The organism is Pseudomonas sp. SP16.1, assembly GCF_052682975.1.
Genome location: NZ_JBQYFZ010000001.1, coordinates 182,261 through 207,021, shown reverse-complemented (window position 1 = coordinate 207,021; position 24,761 = coordinate 182,261). Strand labels below are relative to the sequence as shown.

23 protein-coding genes are annotated in these 24,761 nt (G+C 66.8%); 21 read left to right on the top strand and 2 right to left on the bottom strand.

Translation table 11 applies throughout. The features are described from left to right. The first annotated feature begins 24 nt into the window (after window positions 1–24). The 17 genes from purH to ACUTAF_RS00995 all read left to right on the top strand — a co-directional run bounded on the left by purH (window position 25) and on the right by ACUTAF_RS00995 (window position 19,880). Window positions 25–1,632, top strand: a complete 1,608-nt coding sequence (gene purH, locus ACUTAF_RS01075) for a bifunctional phosphoribosylaminoimidazolecarboxamide formyltransferase/IMP cyclohydrolase (protein ID WP_445578232.1) — start codon at window positions 25–27, stop codon at window positions 1,630–1,632. 180 nt (window positions 1,633–1,812) lie between these two features. Next, entirely contained in the window at window positions 1,813–3,102 is a 1,290-nt protein-coding gene (gene purD / locus ACUTAF_RS01070; protein WP_445578231.1) for a phosphoribosylamine--glycine ligase, read from the top strand. 359 nt (window positions 3,103–3,461) lie between these two features. After that, window positions 3,462–6,248: a hybrid sensor histidine kinase/response regulator gene (locus ACUTAF_RS01065; protein WP_445578230.1), complete on the top strand. Its 2,787-nt coding sequence runs from the start codon at window positions 3,462–3,464 to the stop codon at window positions 6,246–6,248. 39 nt (window positions 6,249–6,287) lie between these two features. Then, window positions 6,288–6,884, top strand: coding sequence for a MarC family protein (locus tag ACUTAF_RS01060; protein ID WP_445578229.1), 597 nt, complete (start codon window positions 6,288–6,290; stop codon window positions 6,882–6,884). 272 nt (window positions 6,885–7,156) lie between these two features. Beyond that, window positions 7,157–8,956, top strand: a complete 1,800-nt coding sequence (gene atzF, locus ACUTAF_RS01055; RefSeq protein ID WP_445578228.1) for an allophanate hydrolase — start codon at window positions 7,157–7,159, stop codon at window positions 8,954–8,956. Between the two features lie 4 nt (window positions 8,957–8,960). Beyond that, window positions 8,961–9,656 carry a GntR family transcriptional regulator gene (locus tag ACUTAF_RS01050; RefSeq protein WP_445578227.1) on the top strand — a complete coding sequence of 232 codons (696 nt, stop codon included), beginning with the start codon at window positions 8,961–8,963 and terminating at the stop codon, window positions 9,654–9,656. A gap of 71 nt (window positions 9,657–9,727) precedes the next feature. Next, window positions 9,728–10,993 carry an urea ABC transporter substrate-binding protein gene (gene urtA / locus ACUTAF_RS01045; protein WP_445578226.1) on the top strand — a complete coding sequence of 422 codons (1,266 nt, stop codon included), beginning with the start codon at window positions 9,728–9,730 and terminating at the stop codon, window positions 10,991–10,993. A 144-nt stretch (window positions 10,994–11,137) separates the two neighbouring features. After that, the gene (gene urtB, locus ACUTAF_RS01040) at window positions 11,138–12,706 is read left to right on the top strand and encodes an urea ABC transporter permease subunit UrtB (RefSeq protein ID WP_445578225.1); all 1,569 of its coding nucleotides are present in this window, start codon (window positions 11,138–11,140) and stop codon (window positions 12,704–12,706) included. Then, on the top strand, window positions 12,706–13,797 hold the full coding sequence (gene urtC, locus ACUTAF_RS01035) for an urea ABC transporter permease subunit UrtC (RefSeq protein WP_445578224.1): 1,092 nt from the start codon (window positions 12,706–12,708) through the stop codon (window positions 13,795–13,797). The genes urtB and urtC overlap by 1 nt, the downstream gene beginning before the upstream one ends. Next, window positions 13,794–14,636 (top strand): urea ABC transporter ATP-binding protein UrtD, encoded by an 843-nt coding sequence (urtD, locus tag ACUTAF_RS01030; RefSeq protein ID WP_445578223.1) that lies wholly within the window; start codon window positions 13,794–13,796, stop codon window positions 14,634–14,636. The genes urtC and urtD overlap by 4 nt, the downstream gene beginning before the upstream one ends. 109 nt (window positions 14,637–14,745) lie before the next feature. Then, window positions 14,746–15,444, top strand: coding sequence for an urea ABC transporter ATP-binding subunit UrtE (gene urtE / locus ACUTAF_RS01025; RefSeq protein ID WP_445578222.1), 699 nt, complete (start codon window positions 14,746–14,748; stop codon window positions 15,442–15,444). A gap of 142 nt (window positions 15,445–15,586) precedes the next feature. Then, entirely contained in the window at window positions 15,587–16,423 is an 837-nt protein-coding gene (locus ACUTAF_RS01020; protein ID WP_445578221.1) for an urease accessory protein UreD, read from the top strand. A gap of 86 nt (window positions 16,424–16,509) precedes the next feature. Beyond that, window positions 16,510–16,812 (top strand): urease subunit gamma, encoded by a 303-nt coding sequence (gene ureA, locus ACUTAF_RS01015; RefSeq protein ID WP_122108158.1) that lies wholly within the window; start codon window positions 16,510–16,512, stop codon window positions 16,810–16,812. Between the two features lie 3 nt (window positions 16,813–16,815). Then, on the top strand, window positions 16,816–17,316 hold the full coding sequence (locus tag ACUTAF_RS01010) for a GNAT family N-acetyltransferase (protein ID WP_445578220.1): 501 nt from the start codon (window positions 16,816–16,818) through the stop codon (window positions 17,314–17,316). Between the two features lie 7 nt (window positions 17,317–17,323). Next, window positions 17,324–17,629: an urease subunit beta gene (locus ACUTAF_RS01005; protein ID WP_445578219.1), complete on the top strand. Its 306-nt coding sequence runs from the start codon at window positions 17,324–17,326 to the stop codon at window positions 17,627–17,629. Then, the gene (ureC, locus tag ACUTAF_RS01000; protein WP_445578218.1) at window positions 17,629–19,329 is read left to right on the top strand and encodes an urease subunit alpha; all 1,701 of its coding nucleotides are present in this window, start codon (window positions 17,629–17,631) and stop codon (window positions 19,327–19,329) included. Before ACUTAF_RS01005 ends, ureC begins: the two co-directional genes overlap by 1 nt. A gap of 77 nt (window positions 19,330–19,406) precedes the next feature. Beyond that, the gene (locus ACUTAF_RS00995; RefSeq protein WP_445578217.1) at window positions 19,407–19,880 is read left to right on the top strand and encodes a hypothetical protein; all 474 of its coding nucleotides are present in this window, start codon (window positions 19,407–19,409) and stop codon (window positions 19,878–19,880) included. On the opposite strand, the gene ACUTAF_RS00990 is transcribed toward ACUTAF_RS00995, so the two are convergent. Continuing rightward, entirely contained in the window at window positions 19,881–20,147 is a 267-nt protein-coding gene (locus ACUTAF_RS00990) for a DksA/TraR family C4-type zinc finger protein (protein ID WP_445578216.1), read from the bottom strand. A 68-nt stretch (window positions 20,148–20,215) separates the two neighbouring features. After that, entirely contained in the window at window positions 20,216–21,079 is an 864-nt protein-coding gene (locus ACUTAF_RS00985; protein ID WP_445582376.1) for an isocitrate lyase/PEP mutase family protein, read from the bottom strand. A gap of 238 nt (window positions 21,080–21,317) precedes the next feature. Here ACUTAF_RS00985 and ACUTAF_RS00980 point away from each other — a divergent pair, with 238 nt between their 5' ends. From ACUTAF_RS00980 to ACUTAF_RS00965, 4 genes are all read left to right on the top strand, one after another. Next, complete coding sequence (locus ACUTAF_RS00980; RefSeq protein WP_445578215.1) at window positions 21,318–22,046, top strand: VC0807 family protein; 729 nt, start codon at window positions 21,318–21,320, stop codon at window positions 22,044–22,046. Between the two features lie 34 nt (window positions 22,047–22,080). After that, window positions 22,081–22,503, top strand: a complete 423-nt coding sequence (locus ACUTAF_RS00975; protein WP_445578214.1) for a YqaA family protein — start codon at window positions 22,081–22,083, stop codon at window positions 22,501–22,503. Between the two features lie 278 nt (window positions 22,504–22,781). Then, entirely contained in the window at window positions 22,782–24,047 is a 1,266-nt protein-coding gene (locus ACUTAF_RS00970; protein ID WP_445578213.1) for an Hsp70 family protein, read from the top strand. A gap of 146 nt (window positions 24,048–24,193) precedes the next feature. Then, entirely contained in the window at window positions 24,194–24,736 is a 543-nt protein-coding gene (locus ACUTAF_RS00965; RefSeq protein ID WP_445578212.1) for a hypothetical protein, read from the top strand. Window positions 24,737–24,761: the final 25 nt, after the last annotated feature.

Below are 24,761 nucleotides of genomic sequence, written 5' to 3'. Positions count from 1 at the left end.
TTTCCTGTTCCGATGGACTTTGCCATGACCGACCAGACCACCCGCCTCCCCGTTCGCCGCGCCCTGATCAGCGTTTCCGACAAGACCGGCATCCTCGAGTTCGCCCGCGAACTGGCCGCCCTCGGTGTCGAGATCCTCTCCACCGGTGGCACCTACAAGCTGCTCAAGGACAACGGCGTAGCCGCAGTGGAAGTCGCCGACTACACCGGCTTCCCGGAGATGATGGACGGCCGGGTCAAGACCCTGCACCCGAAGATCCATGGCGGCATCCTCGGTCGTCGCGCCCTCGACGGCGCGGTGATGGACGAGCACGGCATCAAGCCGATCGACCTGGTGGCGGTCAACCTCTACCCCTTCGAAGCCACCGTGGCCAAGCCAGATTGCGACCTGGCCGATGCCATCGAGAACATCGATATCGGCGGCCCGACCATGGTGCGCAGCGCGGCGAAGAACCACAAAGACGTCGCCATCGTGGTCAATACCGGCGACTACGCCGGCATCGTCGAGTCCCTCAAGGCCGGTGGCCTGACCTACGCCCAGCGCTTCGACCTGGCGCTCAAGGCCTTCGAGCACACCGCCGCCTACGACGGCATGATCGCCAACTACCTGGGCACCATCGACCAGGCGCGCGACACCCTGTCCACCGAAGGCCGTGGCGCCTTCCCGCGCACCTTCAACAGCCAGTTCGTCAAGGCCCAGGAAATGCGCTACGGCGAGAACCCGCACCAGAGCGCGGCGTTCTACGTCGAGGCGAAGAAGGGCGAGGCCAGCGTCTCCACCGCGATCCAGCTGCAGGGCAAGGAACTGTCGTTCAACAACGTGGCCGACACCGACGCCGCGCTGGAATGCGTGAAGAGCTTCGTCAAGCCGGCCTGCGTCATCGTCAAGCACGCCAACCCCTGCGGCGTGGCCGTGGTCCCGGAGAACGAGGGCGGCATCCGCAAGGCCTACGACCTGGCCTATGCCACCGACACCGAATCCGCGTTTGGCGGCATTATCGCCTTTAACCGCGAGCTGGATGGCGAGACCGCCAAGGCCATCGTCGAGCGTCAGTTCGTCGAAGTGATCATCGCCCCGAGCATCAGCGCCGCAGCCCGTGAAGTGGTGGCCGCCAAGGCCAACGTGCGCCTGCTGGAATGCGGCCAGTGGCCGGCCGAGCGCGCCGCGGGCTGGGACTTCAAGCGCGTCAACGGCGGCCTGCTGGTGCAGAGCCGCGATATCGGCATGATCAAGGCGGAAGACCTCAAGGTGGTCACCCAGCGCGCGCCGAGCGAGCAGGAGATCCACGACCTGGTGTTCGCCTGGAAAGTGGCCAAGTTCGTCAAATCCAACGCCATCGTCTACGCCAAGAACCGCCAGACCGTCGGCGTCGGCGCCGGCCAGATGAGCCGCGTCAACTCCGCGCGCATCGCCGCGATCAAGGCCGAGCACGCCGGCCTGCAGGTGCAGGGCGCGGTGATGGCCTCGGACGCCTTCTTCCCGTTCCGCGACGGCATCGACAACGCCGCCAAGGCCGGCATCACCGCGGTGATCCAGCCGGGCGGCTCGATGCGCGACAGCGAAGTGATCGCCGCCGCCGATGAAGCCGGCATTGCCATGGTGTTCACCGGCATGCGCCACTTCCGCCATTGATTGGCTGGTGGATGGCTGCGGCCATCCACCCTGTACATAGGCGAGGCGTAGGAGCCCGCTTGCGGGCGATCAATCGCCGGCAAGCCGGCTCCTACAAACAGAACGTAGCCCGGATGCAATCCCGGGACGCCCTCATTCGAAAGCCCCGGATTGCATCCGGGCTACGCTCAGGAGAACCCCATGAACGTACTGATCATCGGCAGCGGCGGTCGCGAACACGCCCTGGCCTGGAAAGTGGCGCAGGATCCGCGCGTCGAGAAGGTCTTCGTCGCCCCGGGCAACGCCGGCACCGCGACCGAGGCCAAATGCGAGAACGTCGCCATCGACGTGCTGGCCATCGAACAGCTGGCCGATTTCGCCGAGAACAACGTGCAGCTGACCATCGTCGGCCCGGAAGCGCCGCTGGTCAAAGGCGTGGTCGACCTGTTCCGTTCGCGCGGCCTGGACATCTTCGGCCCCACCGCCGCCGCTGCCCAGCTGGAAGGTTCCAAGGCCTTCACCAAGGATTTCCTCGCGCGGCACAAGATCCCCACCGCCGACTACCAGAACTTCACCGAAGTCGAGCCGGCGCTGGCCTACCTGCGTGAGAAAGGCGCGCCGATCGTGGTCAAGGCCGACGGCCTGGCCGCCGGCAAGGGCGTGATCGTCGCCATGAGCCTGAGCGAGGCCGAAGAAGCGGTACGCGACATGCTCTCCGGCAATGCCTTCGGCGATGCCGGTGCGCGGGTGGTGATCGAAGAGTTCCTCGACGGGGAAGAGGCCTCCTTCATCGTCATGGTCGACGGCGAGAACGTGCTGCCGATGGCCACCAGCCAGGACCACAAGCGCGTCGGCGACGGCGACAGCGGCCCGAACACCGGCGGCATGGGCGCCTACTCCCCGGCGCCGGTGGTCACCGCAGCGGTGCACCAGCGGGTGATGGACGAGGTGATCTACCCCACCGTGCGCGGCATGGCCAGCGAAGGCAACGTCTACACCGGCTTCCTCTACGCCGGGCTGATGATCGACAAGGCAGGCAGCCCCAAGGTCATCGAGTTCAACTGCCGCTTCGGCGACCCGGAAACCCAGCCGATCATGTGCCGCCTGGAAAGCTCCCTGGTGCTGCTGGTCGAGGCCGCGCTGGCCAAGGCGCTGGACAAGGTCGAAGCGACCTGGGACCCGCGCCCGACCGTGGGCGTGGTGCTGGCCGCCGGCGGCTACCCGGGCGACTACGCCAAGGGCGACGTGATCGAGGGCCTGGATGACGCCGCCCAGCTCGATGGCAAGGTGTTCCACGCCGGTACCGCGCTGAAAGACGGCCAGATCGTCACCGCCGGCGGCCGCGTGCTGTGCGCCACCGCCATCGGCGCGAGCGTCGCCGACGCCCAGCAGCAGGCCTACCGCCTGGCCGAGAAGATCCGCTGGAACGGCATGTTCCATCGCAACGACATCGGCTACCGCGCCATCGCCCGCGAGCGTGGCGAAGGCTGATGCCTCCGCGCCACGGCAGGCCGTTGAATAACCTCGGCGACGCCGGCCTGAATGCAGGAGGTGGAGCGAAGCAGGAAGCCCGAGCCGAGGCCGCCAGGGCAATACCGCTGGCGGCCCCGCAAAACAGGCGATGAAGCGGAGTTCACGAGCTGTGAATGAGCATTTCGAGCCTGTTTCGACTCGCTTCGCCCGCCCTTCGCCTGTTACTTGCCTTGGTCGTGGCAACGCAGCAATGGCAGCGCAGGTAGTTGTTCAACGGCCTGATGGGGCGACGGAAGGCCCGGATGGCCAGCTACGCCGTATTCCGCCGAGCATATGCCTGGCTATAATCCGGCCACTCACTTAGAAGGGATTTGCTCGTGCGCCGGCTCAGGATTGCCATCGGACAACTCGTCAGCCTGCTGCTGTTGGGCCTCTGCCTGACGGCCCATGCAGGCTCCGCTCCGGCGAATGCACAGGCTTGGTCCTATCTGGACGACGCCAGTGCCCGCCTGGGCCTGGAGGAAGTGCGCGCCCAACGCCAGCAGTTCAAGCCACTAACCAAGCAATCCTTCACCTTCCCGCCCGGCCAGCACGCCGTCTGGCTGCGCGTGGAGCTCGCCGCACAGCGGCAGCCGGCCTGGCTGTGGGTGTTCTCACCCCGGGTGCAGTACCTCGATTACTACCTGATCAGGGATGGCCAGCTGGAGCAGAGCCTGCATACCGGCGAGGCCATGCCGCTGGAATCGCGCCCGCTGCCGTCGCGCTTCTACCTGATGCCCCTGCCCGACGACGATCAACCCCGCGTCGCCTACCTGCGCCTGACCTCCAACCACCCGCTGATGACCTGGTTCAAGGTGATGGACCAGGCCGAGCTGGTCAGCCTGGAAAAGCCCGCCTACCTGTTCGGCGCGCTGTTCGGCGCGTTGCTGCTGCTGACCCTGTACAACCTCATCCGCTTCCTCTACAGCCGCAGCGCCAGCAGCCTGTGGCTGGCCGGGGTGAACATCGGCCTGGCGATCTGCTCCTCGGCCAACCTCGGCGTCTTCGCCCTGTGGCTGCCGAGCCTGGGCTACAACCAGTCGCTGATCGCCGACCTGTCTGCGCTGTTCGCCGCCTTCAGCGGCCTGGCCTTCGGCCTCTGCTTCGTGCGCGACACGCCGGTGCAGGGCAGCCCGCTCAATCGCCTGCTGCAGGGCAATGCCCTGCTGCTGCTGGCCTATGCCGCCACCATCGCCATCACCGGGCTGCTCTGGCGCAGCTCGCTGGTCTACCTGCTGGTGACCCTGAGCACCCTCAACCTGCTGCTGGTCAGCGCGCTGCACTGGCGCGCCGGCTATCGGCCGGCCCGACTGATCGCCGTCGGCATGCTGGTGTTCAACCTGGGCTTCGGCTTCTTCATTCCCGTGCTGCTCGGCTTCGACCAGCTCAACCCGGGCTGGCTGGTGCTCGGCGTGTTCAGCGTCGCCACACTGGCCGGGCTGATCCTCAGCGTCTCGCTGACCGAACGTCAGCGGCAGATCCAACTCGACACCCTGCAGGAGCGCACCGCGCTGGCCGCCAGCAGCGCCGAACTGCGGGCCAAGGCCGAGTTCCTGGCCAAGATCAGCCACGAGATCCGCACGCCAATGAACGGCGTGCTGGGCATGACCGAGTTGTTGCTGGGCACGCCGCTGTCGGCCAAGCAGCGTGACTATGTGCAGACCATCCACAGCTCGGGCAACGAGCTGCTCACCCTGATCAACGAGATTCTCGACATTTCCAAGCTGGAATCCGGGCAGATCGAGCTGGACGACGTGCAGTTCGACCTCGGCGCGCTGATCGAGGACTGCCTGGATATCTTCCGTGCCAAGGCCGAGCAGCAGCGGGTGGAGCTGATCAGTTTCATCCAGCCGCAGGTGCCGCGGGTGATCAGCGGCGACCCCACGCGTCTGCGCCAGGCCCTGCTCAGCCTGCTCGACAATGCCTTCAAGCAGACCGACGAAGGCGAGATCCTGCTGGTGGCGGCGCTGGACAGCAGCGATGGCCAGCACCGCCTGCGCATCGCCGTGCAGGACAGCGGCCGCCCGCTGCTGGCCGAGGAGCGCGACGCCCTGCTCAACGCCGAGCTGCACAGCAAGGACTTCCTCGCCGCCACCCGCCTCGGCGGGCGCCTGGGCCTGATCATCGCCCGTCAGCTGGTGCGCCTGATGGGCGGCGAGTTCGGCATCCAGGGCAGCGGCAACCAGGGCTCGACCCTGTGGCTGACCCTGCCGCTGGACGCCGCCCGCCTGCAACAGCCCGAAGCCGATCTGGACAGCCCGCTGCAGGGTGCGCGCCTGCTGGTGGTGGACGACAACGACACCTGCCGCAAGGTCCTGGTGCAGCAGTGCAACGCCTGGGGCCTGCAGGTCAGCGCCGTGCCCTCGGGTAAGGAAGCCCTGGCTCTGCTGCGCACCAAGGCGCATATGCGCGAATACTTCGACGCGGTGCTGCTCGACCAGGACATGCCCGGCATGACCGGCATGCAGCTGGCGGCCAAGATCAAGGAAGACCCCAGCCTCAACCACGACATCCTGATCATCATGCTCACCGGCATCAGCAACGCGCCGAGCAAGGTGATCGCGCGCAACGCCGGGATCAAGCGCATCCTGGCCAAGCCGGTGGCCGGCTACACGCTGAAGACCACCCTGGCCGACGAGCTGGTCCAGCGCCCCAACGACAACCAGGTGCAGGCCGCACCGACCCCGGTGAGCGCGCCGCTGGAGGTGCCCGGCGACTTCCGCATCCTGGTGGCCGAGGACAACAGCATTTCCACCAAGGTGATCCGCGGCATGCTCGGCAAGCTCAACCTGCAGCCGGACACCGCCAGCAACGGCGAGGAAGCCCTCAGCGCGATGAAGGCGCAGCACTACGACCTGGTGCTGATGGACTGCGAGATGCCGGTGCTCGACGGTTTCTCCGCCACCGAACAGCTGCGCGCCTGGGAGGCCGCCGAACATCGTCCACGCACGCCGGTGGTGGCGCTCACCGCGCATATCCTGAGCGAACACAAGGAACGCGCGCGCGCCGTGGGCATGGACGGCCACATGTCCAAGCCTGTGGAACTGTCGCAATTGCGCGAGCTGATCGAGCACTGGATCGCCGAGCGCGAACTGCGCCGCCAGCGTGACGCGCTGCCACACTGATCGTCTCCTTTACCCCCAGTTTTCTGCGAGCCTGCCGCCATGGCCTCCGAGTTGTTCAGCCTGTACCTGAAGATGCTGGTGCTCTACAGCCCCTTCTTCGTGCTGTCGTGCTTTATCGGCCTGAGCCGCGGCTACACCCTCAAGGAGCGCAAGCGCCTGGCCTGGAAGGTGGCGCTGGCCACGCTGATCGCCAGCGTGCTGCTGTACCTGTTCGGCAAGCACATCTTCACCCTGTTCGGCATCACCATCGACGCCTTCCGCATCGGCGCAGGCAGCGTGCTGTTCATCTCGGCCCTCGGCATGGCCCAGGGCAAATCGGCGGTGCAGAGCGACAACGTGCAGCAGGACGTGACCATAGTGCCGCTGACCATCCCGCTGACCGTCGGCCCCGGCACCATCGGTGCCCTGCTGCTGATGGGCGCCAGCCAGCCGCACTGGGACGACAAGCTGGTGGCGGTGGTGGCGATCTTCCTCGCCAGCCTCACCGTCGGTGTGGTGCTGTACCTGTCCAACCAGTTCGAGCGCCTGCTCGGCGACCAGGGCCTGCAGATCGTCAGCCGCCTGATGGGCCTGTTCGTCTGCGCCCTGGCGGCGCAGATCATCTTTACCGGGGTGAAGAACTACCTGGTGCCGTAGGGGACACCGCCCAAATCCTTGGTGCGCACGGCGCACCCTAGATGCCGAACGCCTGCACCAAACCGTAGGGTGCGCTGCGCGCACCAGCTCACCGTAAAGCCCTGCACCATTCGCTTGCAGGGCAGCCCCAGCACGGTGCATCGCCACCCGCCAGCGCACCGGAACGGCCTCCAAAAAATCCACTAAGCAACTGAAAATAAAGGAACTCACAGAAGCTGGCACCGGCATTGCTCTGCTGACCCCAACTTGGATACAAGATGGGATCTCGAAGCATGTGCAACGCCCCGCTCGCCTTCACCCTCGCCTATTGGCAACAGGCCTACCGCGACGGCCAATCTCCTTTTCAGCTGCTGCACGCCCTGCGCCGCGAATTGCGCGCCGATGACAGCGCCTGGATCGCCCTGGCCAGCGAGGCGCAGCTCGACGCGCAGCTCGACGGGCTGGCCGCACTGCTGGGCGCTGCCGGCGGCGATCCGAGCCAGCTGCCGCTGTACGGCGTGCCCTTCGCCATCAAGGACAACATCGACGCCGGCGGCTGGCCGACCACGGCCGCCTGCCCGGAATTCGCCTACACGGCCGAGAACGACGCCACGGTGGTCGCCCGTCTGCGCGCCGCCGGCGCCATCCTGATCGGCAAGACCAACCTCGACCAGTTCGCCACCGGCCTGGTCGGCACCCGTTCGCCCTATGGCGCGGTGCCCAATACCTTCGATCCGCACCATGTCAGCGGCGGCTCCAGCTCCGGCTCGGCCAGCGTGGTCGCCCGCGGCCTGGTGCCCTTCGCCCTGGGCACCGACACCGCCGGCTCCGGCCGGGTGCCGGCCGGCTTCAACAATATCGTCGGGCTCAAGCCGACCAAGGGCTGGCTGTCCACCCGCGGCCTGCTGCCGGCCTGCCGCACCCTGGACTGCGTCTCGGTATTCGCCCTGACCGTCGCCGACGCCCTGGCCGTGGCCAATATCGCCGGCGGCTATGACGCCGCCGATCCCTACAGCCGCAAGAATCCGGGCAGCGCCAAGGTCGGTATGCCGGCCAAGCCACGCCTGGCCGTGCCGGCCGATCCGGAGTTCTTCGGCGATGCGCAGAACCAGGCCGTTTACCAAGCCGCACTGGACCGGCTGCGCGAACTGGGCGCCGAACTGCTGGCAATCGATTTCGCCCCCTTCCGCCAGCTGGCCGAGCAGCTCTACCAGGGCAGCTGGGTCGCCGAACGCACGGTCGCGGTCGAGGGCGTGAATCCCGAGCAGATCGAGCCGGTGGTGCGCGGCATAGTCGAAGGCGGCCACAGGTACAGCGCCTGCGACGCCTACAAGGCCGAGTACGTTCGCGCCGAGCTGAGCCGCAGGATCAACGACGCCCTGGCCGGCTTCGACGCGCTGGTGGTGCCGACTTCGCCGACCATCCGCACGCTGGCCGAGATGGAAGCAGAACCGGTGCTGTTCAACAGCCAGTTCGGCACCTACACCAATTTCACCAACCTCGCCGATCTGTGTGCCCTGGCGCTGCCGGCGGGTTTTCGTGGCGACGGCCTGCCAGCCGGTGTCACCCTGCTCGCCCCGGCCTGGCACGACCAGGCGCTGGCCGCGCTCGGCCAGCGCTGGCAGCAGGCGCTCGCCCTGCCGTTGGGTGCCACCGGCCGGCCGCTGCCGGCGCAGGCGCCAAGCGACCAGCCAGCGCCGGGCAGCGTGCGGGTGGCCGTGGTCGGCGCGCACCTGACCGGCATGCCGCTGAACTTCCAACTCAGCAGCCGCGACGCCGTGCTGGTGCAACAGACCACCAGCGCCGCCCGCTACCGCCTCTACGCCCTGCCCGGCAGCGTGCCGGCCAAGCCGGGGCTGGCGCGGGTGGCGGCCGATGGCGCCGAGATCGTCGTCGAGCTGTGGGACGTGCCGCAGGCGCGCTTCGGCGAGTTCGTCGCCGAGATCCCGCCGCCGCTGGGCATCGGCAACCTGGAGCTGGCCGACGGCCGCTGGGTCAAGGGTTTCATCTGCGAGCCCTATGCGCTGGAGGGCGCGCGCGATATCACCGCTTTCGGCGGCTGGCGCGCCTTCGTCGCCAGCCAGCAGGGCTAGGCCGATGCCCCGCCGCGCGCCCTCCAGCCTGGCCGAGCGCATCTACCGGCAGCTCAAGGACGACATCTTCGAGTTCCGCCTGCTGCCCGGCGACCGCTTCAGCGAGGGCGACACCGCCGCACGTCTGGCGGTCAGCCGCACGCCGGTGCGCCAGGCGCTGCATCGCCTGCAGCGCGAGGGTCATGTTGAGGTGCACTTTCGCAGCGGCTGGCAGGTACGCCCGCTGGACTTCGAGCACTTCGACGAACTCTACGAGCTGCGCATCCTGCTGGAGCTGGAGGCGGTGCGCCGCCTGTGTCTGCGCGCCGACGACGAGCCCTGCGCCGTCCTGCAGGCGCTGCAACGCACCTGGATGGTGCAGGAGCCGGAGCGACTGCAGGACGGCGGGGCGGTTTCGCGCCTCGACGAGGCGTTCCACTGCCAGCTGCTGGAAGCGGCCGGCAACCGCGAGATGGCCCGCCTGCACCGCGAGCTCAGCGAGAAGATCCGCGTGCTAAGGCGCCTGGACTTCACCCAGGCGCCGCGCGTGGCGCTCACCTACACCGAACACGCGCAGATTCTCGGCGCGATCCTGGCGCGCCGCTGCGAAGAGGCACAGCTATTGCTCAAGACCCATATCGAGGTCAGCAAGGCGCAGGTGCGCACCATCACCCTGCATATGTTGCACAGCGCCCGCCAGAAGGCGCCGGCACATGAATGACGAACCCTGGAATCACTGCCGAACAACAACGAGCTGTCCACTTAGCCACATCCGTGAATGGAGATCGCACCATGCAACGTCGCAGCCTGATCAAGGCCTTCACCCTTTCCGCTTCCATCGCCGCCATGGGCATGACCTGGACCGTCCAGGCCGCCGAGACCATCAAGGTCGGCATCCTGCATTCGCTGTCCGGCACCATGGCGATCTCCGAAACCTCGCTGAAAGACATGGCGCTGATGACCATCGACGAGATCAACGCCAAGGGCGGCTTGCTCGGCAAGCAGCTCGAGCCGGTGGTGGTCGACCCGGCGTCGAACTGGCCGCTGTTCGCCGAACGCGGTCGTCAGCTGCTGACCCAGGACAAGGTCGCGGTGACCTTCGGCTGCTGGACCAGCGTGTCGCGCAAATCCGTGCTGCCGGTCTATGAAGAGCTCAACGGCCTGCTGTTCTACCCGGTGCAGTACGAAGGCGAAGAGCTGTCGCCCAACGTGTTCTACACCGGCGCGGCGCCAAACCAGCAGGCGATCCCGGCGGTCGAGTACCTGATGAGCGAGGACGGCGGCGCCGCCAAGCGCTTCTTCCTGCTCGGCACCGACTACGTCTATCCGCGCACCACCAACAAGATTCTGCGCGCCTTCCTGATCAGCAAGGGCGTCGACGAGAAGGATATCGAAGAGGTCTACACCCCCTTCGGCCACAGCGACTATCAAACCATCGTCGCCAACATCAAGAAGTTCTCCGCCGGCGGCAAGACCGCGGTGATCTCCACCGTCAACGGCGACTCCAACGTGCCCTTCTACAAAGAACTGGCCAACCAGGGCCTGGAAGCCACCGACGTGCCGGTGGTGGCCTTCTCGGTGGGCGAGGAAGAACTGCGCGGCATCGACACCAAGCCGCTGGTCGGCCACCTGGCCGCCTGGAACTACTTCCAGTCGGTGGAAAACCCGGTCAACGACGCCTTCGTCGCCAAGTGGAAGGCCTACGCCAAGGCCAAGAACCTGCCGGGCGCCGACAAGGCGGTGACCAACGACCCGATGGAAGCCACCTACGTCGGCATCCATATGTGGGCGCAGGCGGTGGAGAAGGCCGGCACCATCGAGGTCGACAAGGTACGCGAGGCCATCTACGGCCAGACCTTCGAGGCGCCGAGTGGCTACACCCTGACCATGGACAAGAGCAACCACCACCTGCACAAGCCGGTGATGATCGGCGAAATCCAGGAGGACGGGCAGTTCTCGGTGGTCTGGGAAACCGACAGCCCGATCCGCGCCCAGCCGTGGAGCCCCTATATCGAAGGCAACGACAAGAAGCCGGATTACGCGGTGAAGTCGAACTAAGGCAAAAGCCCCTCTCCCCCTGTCCCTCTCCCGCAAGCGGCAGAGGGGCAGCGACCCGCGCAGGGAGAGGGTCGCTGTAGCCCGGATGCAATCCGGGAAGACCGCGCCCGGATTGCATCCGGGCTACGCCAAGGACACCCCCTTATGCCCGCTGCCCTTACCCGAATTCTGCTCGGCCTTTTGTTGCTGCTACCTCTGGTTGCCAGCGCCAATGAAGCCGACGCCTTCGTCGCCGCCAACCCGGCCAAGCAGGCCAAGCTACTGCAGGACTGGGCCGCCACGCCCACGCCTGAACGTCTGCCGCTGCTGCAGGCGCTGCAACAGGGCCGCGTCGCCGGCGACGCCGACAAGCGCGCCTTTATCCTCCAGGCCGGCACCTGGCAGGCCGCCGATGGCGACCTACAGCCTGTTAGCACGCCGAAGAAGCTGCGCCTAAATAATCGCCTGCGCGGGCTGATCGCCAGCGCCCTGGCCAGCCATGAGTTGCTCGACAAGGATGCCGCCGTCCGCCTCGAGGCCGCCCAACAGCTGCAACGCAATACCCCGCCGGCCCTGCTGCCGCTGCTGGAAAGCCGCCTGAGCATCGAGGCCGACGAGGCCGTGCGCGACGCCCTGACCCTGGCCCTGGCCAACCTGCAACTGGCAGCCGAGGACCGGGCCGTGCGCCTGGCCGCCGTGGAGCGCCTCGGCCAGACCGGCGACCCGCTGGCGCGCACCCGCCTGGAGGCGCTGCTCGATGGTGAAGAAAGCGATGCCGACGTACGCTCCGCCGCCGAGGCCAGTCTGGCCCAGGTGAAGAACAAGCTGCTGATCGGCGAACTGCTCGGCCAGGCCTTTAGCGGCCTGTCGCTGGGGTCGATCCTGCTGCTGGCCGCCCTCGGTCTGGCCATCACCTTCGGCCTGCTCGGGGTGATCAATATGGCCCATGGCGAGATGCTGATGCTCGGCGCCTATACCACCTACGTGGTGCAGCTACTGTTCCAGCGCCTGGCCCCGGAATACCTGGCCCTCTATCCGCTGCTCGCCCTGCCCATCGCCTTTCTGGTCACCGCGGCCATCGGCATGGCCCTGGAGCGCACGGTGATCCGCCATCTGTACGGTCGCCCGCTGGAAACCCTGCTGGCCACCTGGGGCATCAGCCTGATCCTGATCCAGCTGGTGCGCGTCACCTTCGGCGCGCAGAACGTCGAGGTAGCCAACCCCTACTGGCTGTCCGGCGGCGTGCAGGTGCTGCCCAACCTGGTGCTGCCATACAACCGCATCGTGATCATCGGCTTCGCGCTGTTCGTGGTGCTGCTGACCTGGTTGTTGCTGAACAAGACCCGCCTCGGTCTCAACGTCCGTGCCGTTACCCAGAACCGCAATATGGCCGCCTGCTGCGGCGTGCCGACCGGCCGCGTCGATATGCTCGCCTTCGGTTTGGGTTCTGGGATTGCCGGCCTCGGTGGCGTGGCCCTGAGCCAGATCGGCAACGTCGGGCCGGACCTGGGGCAGAGCTACATCATCGACTCCTTCCTGGTGGTGGTGCTCGGCGGCGTCGGCCAACTGGCCGGCAGCGTCACCGCCGCCTTCGGCCTGGGCGTGCTGAACAAGTTCCTCGAACCGCAGATCGGCGCCGTGCTCGGCAAGATCCTCATCCTCGCGCTGATCATTCTGTTTATCCAGAAGCGGCCCCAAGGGCTCTTCGCACTCAAGGGACGGGTGATCGACTGATGACCATGCCACTCAATCAAACGCTGCTGGCCCGCGCCAGCGCCAAGCTCGGCCCGCAGGTCTCGCTGGCCATCGGCCTGCTGGTGCTGACCGTGCTGCTCGCCATGCCGCTGCTGCACCTGCTGCCGGCCGACCACACCCTGCATGTCTCGGCCTACAGCCTGACCCTGGTGGGCAAGATCCTCTGCTACGCCATAGTCGCCTTGGCCCTGGACCTGGTCTGGGGCTACGCCGGCATGCTGTCGCTGGGCCACGGCCTGTTCTTCGCCCTCGGTGGCTACGCCATGGGCATGTACCTGATGCGCCAATCGGCGGGCGATGGCCTGCCGGCCTTTATGAGCTTTCTGGCCTGGAGCGAGCTGCCCTGGTACTGGTACGGCACCTCCAGCTTCCTCTGGGCGCTGTGCCTGGTGGTGCTGGCGCCCGGCTTGCTGGCCCTGGTGTTCGGCTTCTTCGCCTTCCGCTCGCGGATCAAGGGCGTGTACTTCTCGATCATGACCCAGGCGCTGACCTTCGCCGGCATGCTGTTGTTCTTCCGTAACGAGACCGGCTTCGGCGGCAACAACGGCTTTACCGGTTTCACCCGCATCCTCGGCTTCGATATCACCGCCGCCGGCACGCGGGCGGCGCTGTTTATCGCCACCGTGGCCCTGCTGGTGGGCAGCCTGTATCTGGGCTTTCGCCTGGCGCGCAGCAAGTTCGGCCGGGTGCTTACCGCACTCAGGGACGCGGAAAACCGCCTGATGTTCTGCGGCTACGATCCGCGCGGCTACAAGCTGTTTATCTGGGTGCTCTCTGCCGTGCTGTGCGGCCTGGCCGGCGCGCTGTACGTGCCGCAGGTGGGCATCATCAACCCCAGTGAAATGGCGCCGACCCAGTCCATCGAAGCCGCCGTCTGGGTCGCCCTGGGCGGGCGCGGCACGCTGATCGGCCCGCTGCTCGGCGCCGGCCTGGTCAACGGCATGAAGAGCTGGTTCACCGTGGCCTTCCCGGAATACTGGCTGTTCGCCCTGGGCGCGCTGTTTATCGTGGTAACCCTGTTCCTGCCGAGGGGCGTGGTGGGTCTGCTGCGCAAGGAGAAGGATCAATGAGAACCGCCCCCGTCCCCGAAGCCATGCTCGAAGCGGCCGCAGGTATCACCGGCCTGGCGCTGGATACCGGCAAGAACGTCGGCAAGGGCGTCAACGTGCGCCACGGCACCATCCTCACCCTGGAAGCGATCAACATCAGCTTCGACGGCTTCAAGGCGCTGACCGACCTGACCCTGTATATCGGCGTCGGCGAACTGCGCTGCATCATCGGCCCCAACGGCGCCGGCAAGACCACCATGATGGACGTGATCACCGGCAAGACCCGCCCGGACAACGGCGTGGCCTACTTCGGCGAGCAGTACGACCTGACCGCCATGAGCGAGGTGCAGATCGCCCAGGCCGGCATCGGCCGCAAGTTCCAGAAGCCGACGGTATTCGAGGCGCTCTCGGTATTCGAAAACCTGGAGCTGGCGCAGAAGACCAACAAGTCGGTGTGGGCCAGCCTGCGCGCCCGCCTGTCCGGCGAGCAGAAGGACCGCATCGACGAGGTGCTCGCCACCATCCGCCTGGACGCCTCGCGCCACCGCCCGGCCGGCCTGCTCTCCCACGGCCAGAAGCAGTTCCTCGAGATCGGCATGCTGCTGATGCAGGAGCCGCACCTGCTGCTGCTCGACGAGCCGGTGGCGGGCATGACCGACGCCGAAACCGAGTTCACCGCCGAGCTGTTCAAGTCGCTGGCGCGCAAGCATTCGCTCATGGTCGTTGAGCACGATATGGGCTTCGTCGGCTCCATCGCCGACCACGTCACCGTGCTGCACCAGGGCAGCGTGCTGGCCGAGGGCTCGCTGGAACAGGTGCAGAACGACGAGCGGGTGATCGAGGTGTATCTCGGTCGGTAAGGGATTCGTAGGGTGGATGAGGCTTTTTTCATCCACCAATGGCATCGCCCGGTGGATCGATAGCGCGTGAGCTACGCGCCCCGCTCCACCCTACGCAAAGGACATCGACATGCTGCAAGTTGAACAACTCCACCAGTACTACGGCGGCAGCCATATCCTCCGTGGCCTGTCGTTCGACGTGAAGGTCGGCGAAGTCACCTGCCTGCTCGGCCGTAACGGCGTGGGCAAGACCACCCTGCTCAAATGCCTGATGGGCCTGATTCCGGCCAAGGACGGCAGCGTGCAGTGGGAGGGCCAGGCCATCACCGGCCACAAGCCGCACCAGCGCGTACAGGCCGGTATCGCCTACGTGCCGCAGGGCCGCGAGATCTTCGGCCGCCTGACGGTGGAGGAAAACCTGCTGATGGGCCTGTCGCGTTTCCCCGCCAGCCAGGCCAAGGCCGTGCCGGAGTTCATCTACGAGCTGTTTCCCGTGCTGCGCGAGATGAAGCATCGCCGCGGCGGCGACCTCTCCGGCGGCCAGCAGCAACAGCTGGCCATCGGCCGCGCCCTGGCCAGCCAACCGCGACTGTTGATCCTCGACGAGCCCACCGAAGGCATCCAGCCCTCGGTGATCAAGGAGATCGGCGCGGTGATCCGCAAACTGGCGGAACGTGGCGATATGGCCATCCTGCTGGTGGAGCAGTTCTATGATTTTGCCGCCGAACTGGCCGACCAGTACCTGGTGATGAGCCGCGGCGAGATCGTCCAGCAGGGCCGTGGCGAGAACATGGAAGCCGAGGGTGTGCGCGGGCTGGTGGCCATCTAGTAGGGTGCGCCGCACGCACCGCCGCCCTCTCGGGTCAGCGCAGTCCAGACGCGCACGGCGCACCCCACGCACCGAATTGGTTCGAGGCACGCCTCTTGCTTGCCCACTCGGTCAACTAATGCGCGGAAATCTTTGCCCTGTCATGAACCTGCCTGTCGCCCCGTTCACGCCGAGCTGGCCCGCCGAGCTGGAGCTGGCCTACGCACGCCACGGCGAACGCACCACGCCAGTGCAAAGGCGCCACCTCGGCCCGCTTAGGGTGCAGAAGCACCTGTATGCCGAAGGGCCGCAAGTCTGCCAGCACATCATCGTCCATCCGCCCGGCGGCATCGCCGGCGGCGACCGCCTGGACATCTCCGCCCATGCCGGCGAGGGCGCCTGGGTGCAGCTCACCAGCCCCGGCGCCGCCAAGTGGTATCGCGCCGCCGGCATCGCCCGCCAGGAGCTGCGCCTGAGCGTCGCGGCCGGCGCCACCCTGGAATGGCTGCCGCAGGAGACCATCGTCTACGCCGGCGCCCAGGCCGAGCTGCACACGCAGATCGAGCTGCACGGCGACGCCCGGCTGCTGTACTGGGACATCGTCGCCCTCGGCCGCCCCGCCGCCGCCGAGCGTTTCGCCAGCGGGCACTTCCGGGCCGCGCTGGATATTCGCCGCGACGGCCAGCTGCTGTGGCACGAGCGCCAGCGCGTAACCGGCGGCGACGGCCTGCTCGACTCGCCCGTGGGCCTCGACGGCCAGCCGGTATTCGCCACCCTGCTGGCCAGCGGCGAAGTGGACAGCGAATTGCTGGAACGCTGCCGCGAACTGAAGATCGAGGGTGTGCGCGGCGACCTCAGCCAGCTCTCGGGCCTGCTGATCGCCCGCTGCCTGGCCAGCGAGGCGCTGCAGGCGCGCGCCTGGCTGATCGCCCTATGGCGCCTGCTGCGCCCGGCGCTGCTCGGCCGCGAGGCGCTGCTGCCGCGCATCTGGAGTACCTGACGGATGTAGGGCCAAGGCATGCGCCTTGGCTACCCCAATGATTGCGGCGACTGCGACAGGCGGTCGCCCAGAAACGGAGTCACGAGATGGATCTGAGTCCACGCGAGAAAGACAAGCTGCTGATCTTCACCGCCGGCCTGGTGGCCGAGCGCCGCCTGGCCCGCGGGGTCAAGCTCAACTACCCGGAGGCCATGGCCTATATCTCCGCCGCCCTGCTCGAAGGCGCCCGCGACGGCCGCACCGTGGCCGAGCTGATGCACTTCGGCACCACATTGCTGAGCCGCGAGCAGGTGATGGAGGGCGTGCCGGAGATGATCCCGGAGATCCAGATCGAGGCCACCTTCCCCGACGGCACCAAGCTGGTGACCGTCCACCAGCCGATTGCCTGAACCATGAGCTATTCGATACATGACGCCGGCGAGGCCGACCTGCCCGGCATTCTGGTCATCTACAACGACGCGGTGGCGCACACCACGGCGATCTGGAACGAGACCCTGGTGGACCTGGCCAACCGCCGCGCCTGGCTGGCCGAGCGCACGGCGGCGGGCTTTCCCGTGCTGGTGGCACGCGATGCAGCCGGCGAGGTGCTCGGCTATGCCAGCTACGGCACCTGGCGCAGCATCGAAGGCTTTCGTCAGACCGTCGAGCACTCGGTGTATGTGCGCAGCGACCAGCGCGGCCAGGGCCTGGGACCTGTGCTGATGCAGGCGCTGATCGAATGCGCCCGCGCCGCCGACCTGCACGTCATGGTTGCCGCCATCGAGTCGCAGAACGCCGCCTCGATCCACCTGCACCAGCGCCTGGGTTTCGTCACCACCGGGCAGATGCCCCAGGTCGGCCGCAAGTTCGGCCGCTGGCTGGATCTGACCTTTATGCAACTGATTCTGGAGTGAACAGCCCATGATTCCCGGCCAATACCAGATTGCCGACGGCGAGATCGAGCTCAATGCCGGCCGCCGCACCCTGAGCCTCTCGGTGGCCAACAGCGGCGACCGGCCGATCCAGGTCGGTTCGCACTACCACTTCTTCGAGACCAACGATGCGCTGCTGTTCGACCGCGCGGCCGCGCGGGGCATGCGCCTGAATATCCCGGCGGGCACCGCGGTACGTTTCGAGCCGGGGCAGAGTCGCGAGGTGGAGCTGGTCGATCTGGCCGGCGCGCGCCGGGTATTCGGCTTCGCCGGCCGCGTGATGGGGGACCTGTGATGAAGATTTCCCGCCAAGCCTACGCCGATATGTTCGGCCCCACCGTCGGCGACAAGGTACGCCTGGCCGACACCAACCTGTGGATCGAAGTGGAGAAGGACTTCACCACCTATGGCGAGGAAGTGAAATTCGGCGGCGGCAAGGTGATCCGCGACGGCATGGGCCAGGGCCAGCTGTGTGCGGCCGATGTGGTCGACACCCTGATCACCAATGCGCTGATCATCGACCACTGGGGCATCGTCAAGGCCGACGTCGGTCTCAAGGACGGGCGCATAGCGGCCATCGGCAAGGCCGGCAATCCGGACATCCAGCCCGACGTGACCATCGCCATCGGCGCCGGCACCGAGGTGATCGCCGGCGAGGGCATGATCCTCACGGCGGGTGGGATAGATACCCACATCCACTTTATCTGCCCGCAGCAGATCGAAGAGGCGCTGATGAGCGGCGTCACCACCATGATCGGTGGCGGCACCGGGCCGGCCACCGGCACCAACGCCACCACCTGCACCTCAGGCCCCTGGCATATGGCGCGCATGCTCCAGGCCGCCGACGCCTTCCCGATGAACCTGGGCTTCACCGGCAAGGGCAACGCCTCGCTGCCGGAGCCGCTGATCGAGCAGGTCAAGGCCGGCGCCATTGGTCTGAAGCTGCACGAGGACTGGGGCACCACCCCGGCGGCCATCGACAACTGCCTGTCGGTCGCCGATCAGTACGACGTGCAGGTGGCGATCCACACCGACACCCTCAACGAGTCCGGCTTCGTCGAAACTACCCTCGGCGCCTTCAAGGGCCGCACCATCCACACCTACCACACCGAAGGCGCCGGCGGCGGTCATGCGCCGGATATCATCAAGGCCTGCGGCTTCCCCAACGTGCTGCCCAGCTCGACCAACCCGACCCGGCCGTTCACCAAGAACACCATCGACGAGCACCTGGACATGCTGATGGTCTGCCACCACCTCGACCCGAGCATCGCCGAGGACGTGGCCTTCGCCGAGAGCCGTATCCGCCGGGAAACCATTGCGGCGGAGGATATCCTCCACGACCTCGGTGCGTTTTCCATGATCAGCTCCGACAGCCAGGCCATGGGCCGCGTCGGCGAGGTGATCACCCGCACCTGGCAGACCGCCGACAAGATGAAGCAGCAGCGCGGTCCGCTGCCCGAGGACGTGCCGGGCAACGACAACTTCCGGGTCAAACGCTATATCGCCAAGTACAGCATCAACCCCGCCATCACCCACGGCATCAGCCACGAGGTGGGCTCGGTCGAAGTGGGCAAGTGGGCCGACCTGGTGCTTTGGCGTCCGGCCTTCTTCGGGGTCAAGCCGACGCTGATTCTCAAGGGCGGCGCCATCGCCGCCAGTCTGATGGGCGACGCCAACGCCTCGATCCCTACCCCGCAGCCGGTGCACTACCGGCCGATGTTCGGAAGCTTTGCCGGCAGCCGCCATGCCACCAGCATCACCTTTATCAGCCAGGCGGCCTTCGACGCCGGCGTGCCCGAGCAACTCGGGCTGCAGAAGCGCATCGGCGTGGTCAAGGGCTGCCGCGAGGTACAGAAGACCGACCTGATCCACAACGGCTACCTGCCCAGCATCGAGGTCGATGCGCAGAACTACCAGGTCAAGGCCGACGGCCAGTTGCTCTGGTGCGAACCGGCCGAGGTGCTGCCGCTGGCGCAGCGCTATTTTCTGTTCTGAGGCGCTCTATGGGACGCATACCGGGTCAGCTCGCAACTAGACTGAAATAGTCCCGGTTCCTCCTGGAGATCACCGCCATGCCTCTTGCATCGCTACATGCCCGCCTGCTCGGTGGGCTCCTGCTGCTGACCCTGCCTGCCGCCCATGCCGACACCCTGACGCCGCTCCAGGGCCAGAGTCCCGAGCAGATCCAGGCCGATATCTCCGCCTGCCAGTCGCAGACCGGTTTCACTGGCCAGAGTGGCGGCAGCGACGACTCGCGTGGCGGCGAGCGCCTGCGTGGCGCCGCCTCAGGCGCTGTGGCGGGGGCGGCGGTCGCGGAGGTACGCGGTCAGCGCCACGACGAGGCATACGATCGCGTGGACGACGACATCAAGCAGGAATACCGGCAGAACCAGGCCAAGGACGCGGCCGCGGTGGGCATGGCGGTCGGTGGCTCACGGCAGCGCCAGGATCGCCGCGAAGATCGTCGCACCGAGCGTGGCAGCGCGGATGCCCAGCAAGCCTACAACGCCTGCATGAGTGGTCGTGGCTACAGCATCACCCCCTGATCAACGCAGCTGACTGTCCTTGCTGCCGCGGCGGTTGTAGCCGCTGTAGGCGGCGTTCTCCCGGTCGTGCTCGGCCTGGCAGTTGACGCACAGGCGCACGCCGGGCACGGCCTGGCGGCGCGCCTCGGGGATGGGCGCATCGCACTCCTCGCAGCGCTGCAGGCTCTCGCCCCTGGGCAGCTGGCTGCGGACGCGCGTGATGGCGTCCTCGATGCTGCTGTCGATCTGTTCCTGTACCGCGCCGTCGCTCGCCCAGCCACCTGCCATCGTCGTTCTCCTCGCGTCACCCGCTAGATATGCGCGCCCCGGCGGCGAATCTCAAGTGCGGTCCGTCGTCATTCCTTGACGTCCATGAACTGCTCCGCCCAGCGGATGTAGTCCTCGGGCAAGGTGTATTTGTGGGTCAGTTCGGTGGCGCTGAGGTCGCCCGGCTCGATGCCGCGCTGCTCGCGCAGGCAGTCGTAAGTGGCCTTGATCGCGGCAAAGTAGGCGCCATGGCCGTTGACCACGATGCGTACGCCGAGCCTGGCCAGGCGGGCGTTGTCGCGCAGCTGCGGATTGCCGTAGGTGACCAGCATCAGCGGCACCTCGAGGCCGTCTGCGATCTGCTCCAGATGGGCGAAGTCCTTCACCCCCACCAGGCAGATGCCGTCGGCGCCGGCGGCCTGATAGGCCTGGGCGCGGCGGATCGCTTCGGCGCTGTCGACCACACCGGCATGGGTTCGGGCGATGATTGCCAACTCCGGGTCGATGCGCGCCTCCAGCGCCGCGCGGATCTTGCCAACGCCTTCCTCCACCGAGATCAGGTCGGTGGACTTGCGGCCGAACTGCGCCGGCAGCAGGGTGTCCTCGATGGTCAGCGCGGCCACCCCAGCGCGCTCCAGCTCGACCACGGTGCGCATCACGTTGAGCGCGTTGCCGTAGCCGTGGTCGGCATCGGCGATCACCGGCAGGCGCGCCACCCGGCCAATGCGCGCGGCCTGCTCGACGAACTCGCTGAGGGTGATCAGGGCGAAGTCCGGCGCGCCCAGCACCTGCAGCGAAGCCACCGAACCGCCGAGGATGCCGACCTCGAAATCCAGGTCGGCGGCAATCCGCGCCGACATCGGGTCGAATACCGAGGCGGTGTGATAGCAGCGGTCGGAGGCCAGCAGCGCACGGAAGGCGCTACGCAATTGGTGATGGGAGGCACGGGGCAAGGTGGACATGAGGCGTATTCCAGTCAGGTGAATCGCGAATCGGCTGTTTCAGTATCGCAGTAGACGCGACGAGTGCAGGCACGGGACACTAGCCGGTCCCATCGAGGCTGTGCGGTTGCTCGCCAGTGCGCATGCCGGCCTGCCGCCTCATACTTTTTCACATTCCAATCGATGGTCGGGCTAGCCCTGGCGCGCCGGGCAGGCGATCATCGGGCTTCCGACGCAGACTCCAGCCGTTATGACCGCCACTACCGACCGCTCCATCCCGACGCACAAGCCCCGCCCGCTGATCGACCTGGCCATCAGCATCCTGATCCCCTCGTTCATCCTGATGAAGCTCAGTGGCGAGGCGCGCCTCGGTGCCGACGGCGCGCTGGTGCTGGCGCTGGCCTTTCCCCTGGGCTGGGGCGCGTTCGAGCTGATCAGGTACCGCAAGTTCAACTTCATCGCCCTGCTCGGCCTGGTCAGCGTCATGCTGACCGGCGGCATCGGCCTGCTGCAGCTCGACACCCAGTGGCTGGCAGTCAAGGAAGCGGCGATTCCCGGGCTGATCGGCATCGCGGTGCTGGTCTCGACCCGCACCCGCTACCCGCTGATCCGCACCCTGCTGTTCAACAAGTCGGTGCTCAACGTGGACAAGATCCATGAACGCCTGGAACGGGGCGGTCATCTCGAGCATTTCGAGACGCGACTGATGCGCGCCACCTACTGGCTCAGCGGCACCTTCTTCTTCTCCTCGTTGATGAACTACGTGCTGGCCAAGTGGATAGTCACCAGCCCGGCGGGCACCGAGGCGTTCAACGACGAACTGGGACGCATGACCCTGCTCAGCTACCCGATGATCGCGATTCCCTCGATGATCATGCTCATGGCCATCTTCTACTACCTGTGGAAGACCATCCACGGTCTCACCGGCCTGAATCTGGAAGAGATCATGGCCCAGCAGGGCGAGCAATCGCAGCCCTGAGCCTCGCCCGCGCCGTCCGCCCGGCAGGCCGCGGATGCTGAGCGCGCTGTTCCTCTCCGCCCTGGTCGCCGCCACCCTGCTGCCGGCGCAGTCCGAGGCCGTGCTGGTGGGCCTGCTGCTGGGCGGCCAGTACGGCCCGTGGCTGCTGCTGGCGGTGGCCACCGGAGGCAACGTGCTCGGCTCCTGGATCAACTGGCTGCTCGGCCGCTCCATCGAACGCTACCGCGAGCGGCGCTGGTTCCCGGTCAGCCCGCCGCGTCTGCAGCAGGCGCAAGACTGGTATGCCCGCTACGGACGCTGGACGTTGCTGCTGAGCTGGCTGCCGGTGATCGGTGATCCGCTGACCCTGGTCGCCGGGGTGATGCGCGAGCGGCTGTGGATCTTCCTCGCCATCGTCAGCCTGGCCAAGGGCGGACGCTATCTGCTGCTGGCGGCGCTGACGCTGCAGCTGGCGTAGTCCGTGCGTCGCGGCTGCTGACCTGCAGCGCTCGCGGGACCGCACGCGGCCATGGCGCGATATGCGGTGCTGCAGGCGTGCGCCGTCTGCCCTAGAATGCGCGGCCGTTTTTTGTGGCCTGCCATCCCTGGCGACCACCCTGCGGGCCGTCGCGGCGCGACGTCAATAATCGCTCCCGGCGATTCTTTGGGTCCTGCCATCCCTGGCGATCGCCCTGTGGGCCGTCGCTGCACGACGTCAAAAATTTCTCCCGGTAATTTTTTCAGGCTGTCCGCACCATGTCCTTCTCCACCCCTGCCCGCGCCTGCGGCATCGACTTCGGCACATCCAACTCCACCGTCGGCTGGCTGCGCCCCGGCCAGGACAGCCTGCTGGCGCTGGAAGACGGCAAGATCACGCTGCCCTCGGTGATCTTCTTCAACACCGAGGAGCGCCGCCCGGTCTACGGCCGCCTGGCCCTGCACGAGTATCTGGAAGGCTATGAGGGCCGGCTGATGCGCTCGCTGAAAAGCCTGCTGGGCTCCAAGCTGCTGAAAAGCGAGACCACCGTGCTGGGCAGCGCGCTGCCGTTCAAGGACCTGCTCGGCTTCTTCATCGGCGAGCTGAAGAGCCGCGCCGAGCGTCTGGCCGAGCGCAGCTTCGACGAGGTGGTGCTGGGCCGCCCGGTGTTTTTCGTCGATGACGACGCGCAAGCCGACCAGGAAGCGCAGAACACCCTGGTCGCCGTGGCGCACAAGCTCGGCTTCAAGGAGGTGTCGTTCCAGTACGAGCCGATCGCCGCGGCCTTCGACTACGAGTCGGGCCTGGACCGCGAGGAGTTGGTGCTGATCGTCGATATCGGCGGCGGCACCTCGGACTTCTCCCTGGTGCGCCTGGCCCCGGAGCGCCACCAGTTGGCCGAGCGCCAGGACGATATCCTCGCCACCGGTGGCGTGCATATCGGCGGTACCGACTTCGACAAGCAGCTGTCGCTGGCCGGGGTGATGCCGCTGTTCGGCTACGGCAGCCGGATGAAGAGCGACGCCTTCATGCCCACCAGCTACCACCTCAACCTGGCCACCTGGCACACCATCAACGCGCTGTACGCGCAGAAGACCCAGCTGGCGCTGCAGAACATGCGCTACGACATAGTCGACGCCACCGGCATCGACCGCCTGTTCGGCCTGATCGAACAGCGCGCCGGGCACTGGCTGGCGATGCAGGTGGAAGACAGCAAGATCGCCCTCAGCGAGCAGGACGCGCGCGCCATCGACCTGTCACGGGTCGAGCCGGGGCTGGTCGCCGAGCTGACCCGGCCGCTGTTCGAGGGCGCCATCGAGCCGTTGCTCGAACGCATCCGCGCCAGTCTCAGGCAGCTGCTCGCCGATGCCGGCATCGCCGCCGAGCAGGTCGATACGCTGTTCTTCACCGGCGGCTCCAGCGGCGTGCCGGCGCTGCGCCGGAGCGTGGCGGCCATGCTGCCCAATGCGCGCAGCGTGGAAGGCAATACCTTCGGCAGCATTGGTAGTGGCCTGGCCATCGAAGCGAAGAAGCGTTACGGCTAGGACTTTTGTGGGAGGGGCTTTAGCCGCGACAAGAGCTCGCGGCTAAAGCCCCTCCTACACCAGAAGACCGAAGTGCTCTCCCATGCATCGCACAGCAGGCTCTGGGTTATGCTTGCCGCCCAATTGAATGAGCGAGGAATAGCCTGATGAAAGCCCAGCTGGAAGAACTGATCGCCAAGATAAGCTCCGGCTGCCTGGCCGAGGACGAGATCGGCCGTATCGCCGATGAGGCGGCCCAGGCCTATGCTGACCCGGCCGCCTTCCTCGCCGCCAACCCGGACGTCAACTACGACGACGACTTCCCCATTCCGCTGGGCGAATGGGTGGTGGTCGGCAGCCTGCCGGATACCGTGCTGTTCCAGGCCGACAGCTATGAAGAGCTGTTCCAGCGCATCACCGAATCCTTCGGCCCGCAGGTGCAGTTCGTGCTCAAGGCCAAGCAGCTGGCCAAGACCGAGCCGCTCAAGGCGCTCAACCGCATCCAGGTGCAGCTCTCGGCGCTGTCGCCGGAAACCGGTGGCTACGTGCTGGTGGACTTCAGCGAACCGCTGGACGACGAACTGCAGGCGGTGCTGGTGTACGCCAGCGACCTGCCGCGGGTGATGGAGTTGGCGGTGGCAGTGGGTATCTACGCCGCGCCGGCGCTGGAGGCCTTGCAGGCGGCGCAGGCGGCGCAGGCGGGGGAATAAGCCACAGGATTTGCTCTCTCCCCAA

Excerpts from the sequence above, each read along its gene's own strand:
- ureC (WP_445578218.1), top strand. The coding sequence starts at position 17,629 with ATGAAGATTTCCCGCCAAGCCTACGCCGATATGTTCGGCCCCACCGTC.
- ACUTAF_RS00980 (WP_445578215.1), top strand. The coding sequence starts at position 21,318 with ATGACCGCCACTACCGACCGCTCCATCCCGACGCACAAGCCCCGCCCG.
- ACUTAF_RS00965 (WP_445578212.1), top strand. The coding sequence starts at position 24,194 with ATGAAAGCCCAGCTGGAAGAACTGATCGCCAAGATAAGCTCCGGCTGC.
- urtE (WP_445578222.1), top strand. The coding sequence starts at position 14,746 with ATGCTGCAAGTTGAACAACTCCACCAGTACTACGGCGGCAGCCATATC.
- ACUTAF_RS00970 (WP_445578213.1), top strand. The coding sequence starts at position 22,782 with ATGTCCTTCTCCACCCCTGCCCGCGCCTGCGGCATCGACTTCGGCACA.
- ACUTAF_RS01060 (WP_445578229.1), top strand. The coding sequence starts at position 6,288 with ATGGCCTCCGAGTTGTTCAGCCTGTACCTGAAGATGCTGGTGCTCTAC.
- atzF (WP_445578228.1), top strand. The coding sequence starts at position 7,157 with ATGTGCAACGCCCCGCTCGCCTTCACCCTCGCCTATTGGCAACAGGCC.
- urtC (WP_445578224.1), top strand. The coding sequence starts at position 12,706 with ATGACCATGCCACTCAATCAAACGCTGCTGGCCCGCGCCAGCGCCAAG.
- ureA (WP_122108158.1), top strand. The coding sequence starts at position 16,510 with ATGGATCTGAGTCCACGCGAGAAAGACAAGCTGCTGATCTTCACCGCC.
- urtB (WP_445578225.1), top strand. The coding sequence starts at position 11,138 with ATGCCCGCTGCCCTTACCCGAATTCTGCTCGGCCTTTTGTTGCTGCTA.
- ACUTAF_RS00975 (WP_445578214.1), top strand. The coding sequence starts at position 22,081 with ATGCTGAGCGCGCTGTTCCTCTCCGCCCTGGTCGCCGCCACCCTGCTG.
- ACUTAF_RS01005 (WP_445578219.1), top strand. The coding sequence starts at position 17,324 with ATGATTCCCGGCCAATACCAGATTGCCGACGGCGAGATCGAGCTCAAT.
- ACUTAF_RS01010 (WP_445578220.1), top strand. The coding sequence starts at position 16,816 with ATGAGCTATTCGATACATGACGCCGGCGAGGCCGACCTGCCCGGCATT.
- urtD (WP_445578223.1), top strand. The coding sequence starts at position 13,794 with ATGAGAACCGCCCCCGTCCCCGAAGCCATGCTCGAAGCGGCCGCAGGT.
- purH (WP_445578232.1), top strand. The coding sequence starts at position 25 with ATGACCGACCAGACCACCCGCCTCCCCGTTCGCCGCGCCCTGATCAGC.
- ACUTAF_RS01050 (WP_445578227.1), top strand. The coding sequence starts at position 8,961 with ATGCCCCGCCGCGCGCCCTCCAGCCTGGCCGAGCGCATCTACCGGCAG.
- urtA (WP_445578226.1), top strand. The coding sequence starts at position 9,728 with ATGCAACGTCGCAGCCTGATCAAGGCCTTCACCCTTTCCGCTTCCATC.
- ACUTAF_RS00990 (WP_445578216.1), bottom strand. The coding sequence starts at position 20,147 with ATGGCAGGTGGCTGGGCGAGCGACGGCGCGGTACAGGAACAGATCGAC.
- ACUTAF_RS00995 (WP_445578217.1), top strand. The coding sequence starts at position 19,407 with ATGCCTCTTGCATCGCTACATGCCCGCCTGCTCGGTGGGCTCCTGCTG.
- purD (WP_445578231.1), top strand. The coding sequence starts at position 1,813 with ATGAACGTACTGATCATCGGCAGCGGCGGTCGCGAACACGCCCTGGCC.
- ACUTAF_RS01020 (WP_445578221.1), top strand. The coding sequence starts at position 15,587 with ATGAACCTGCCTGTCGCCCCGTTCACGCCGAGCTGGCCCGCCGAGCTG.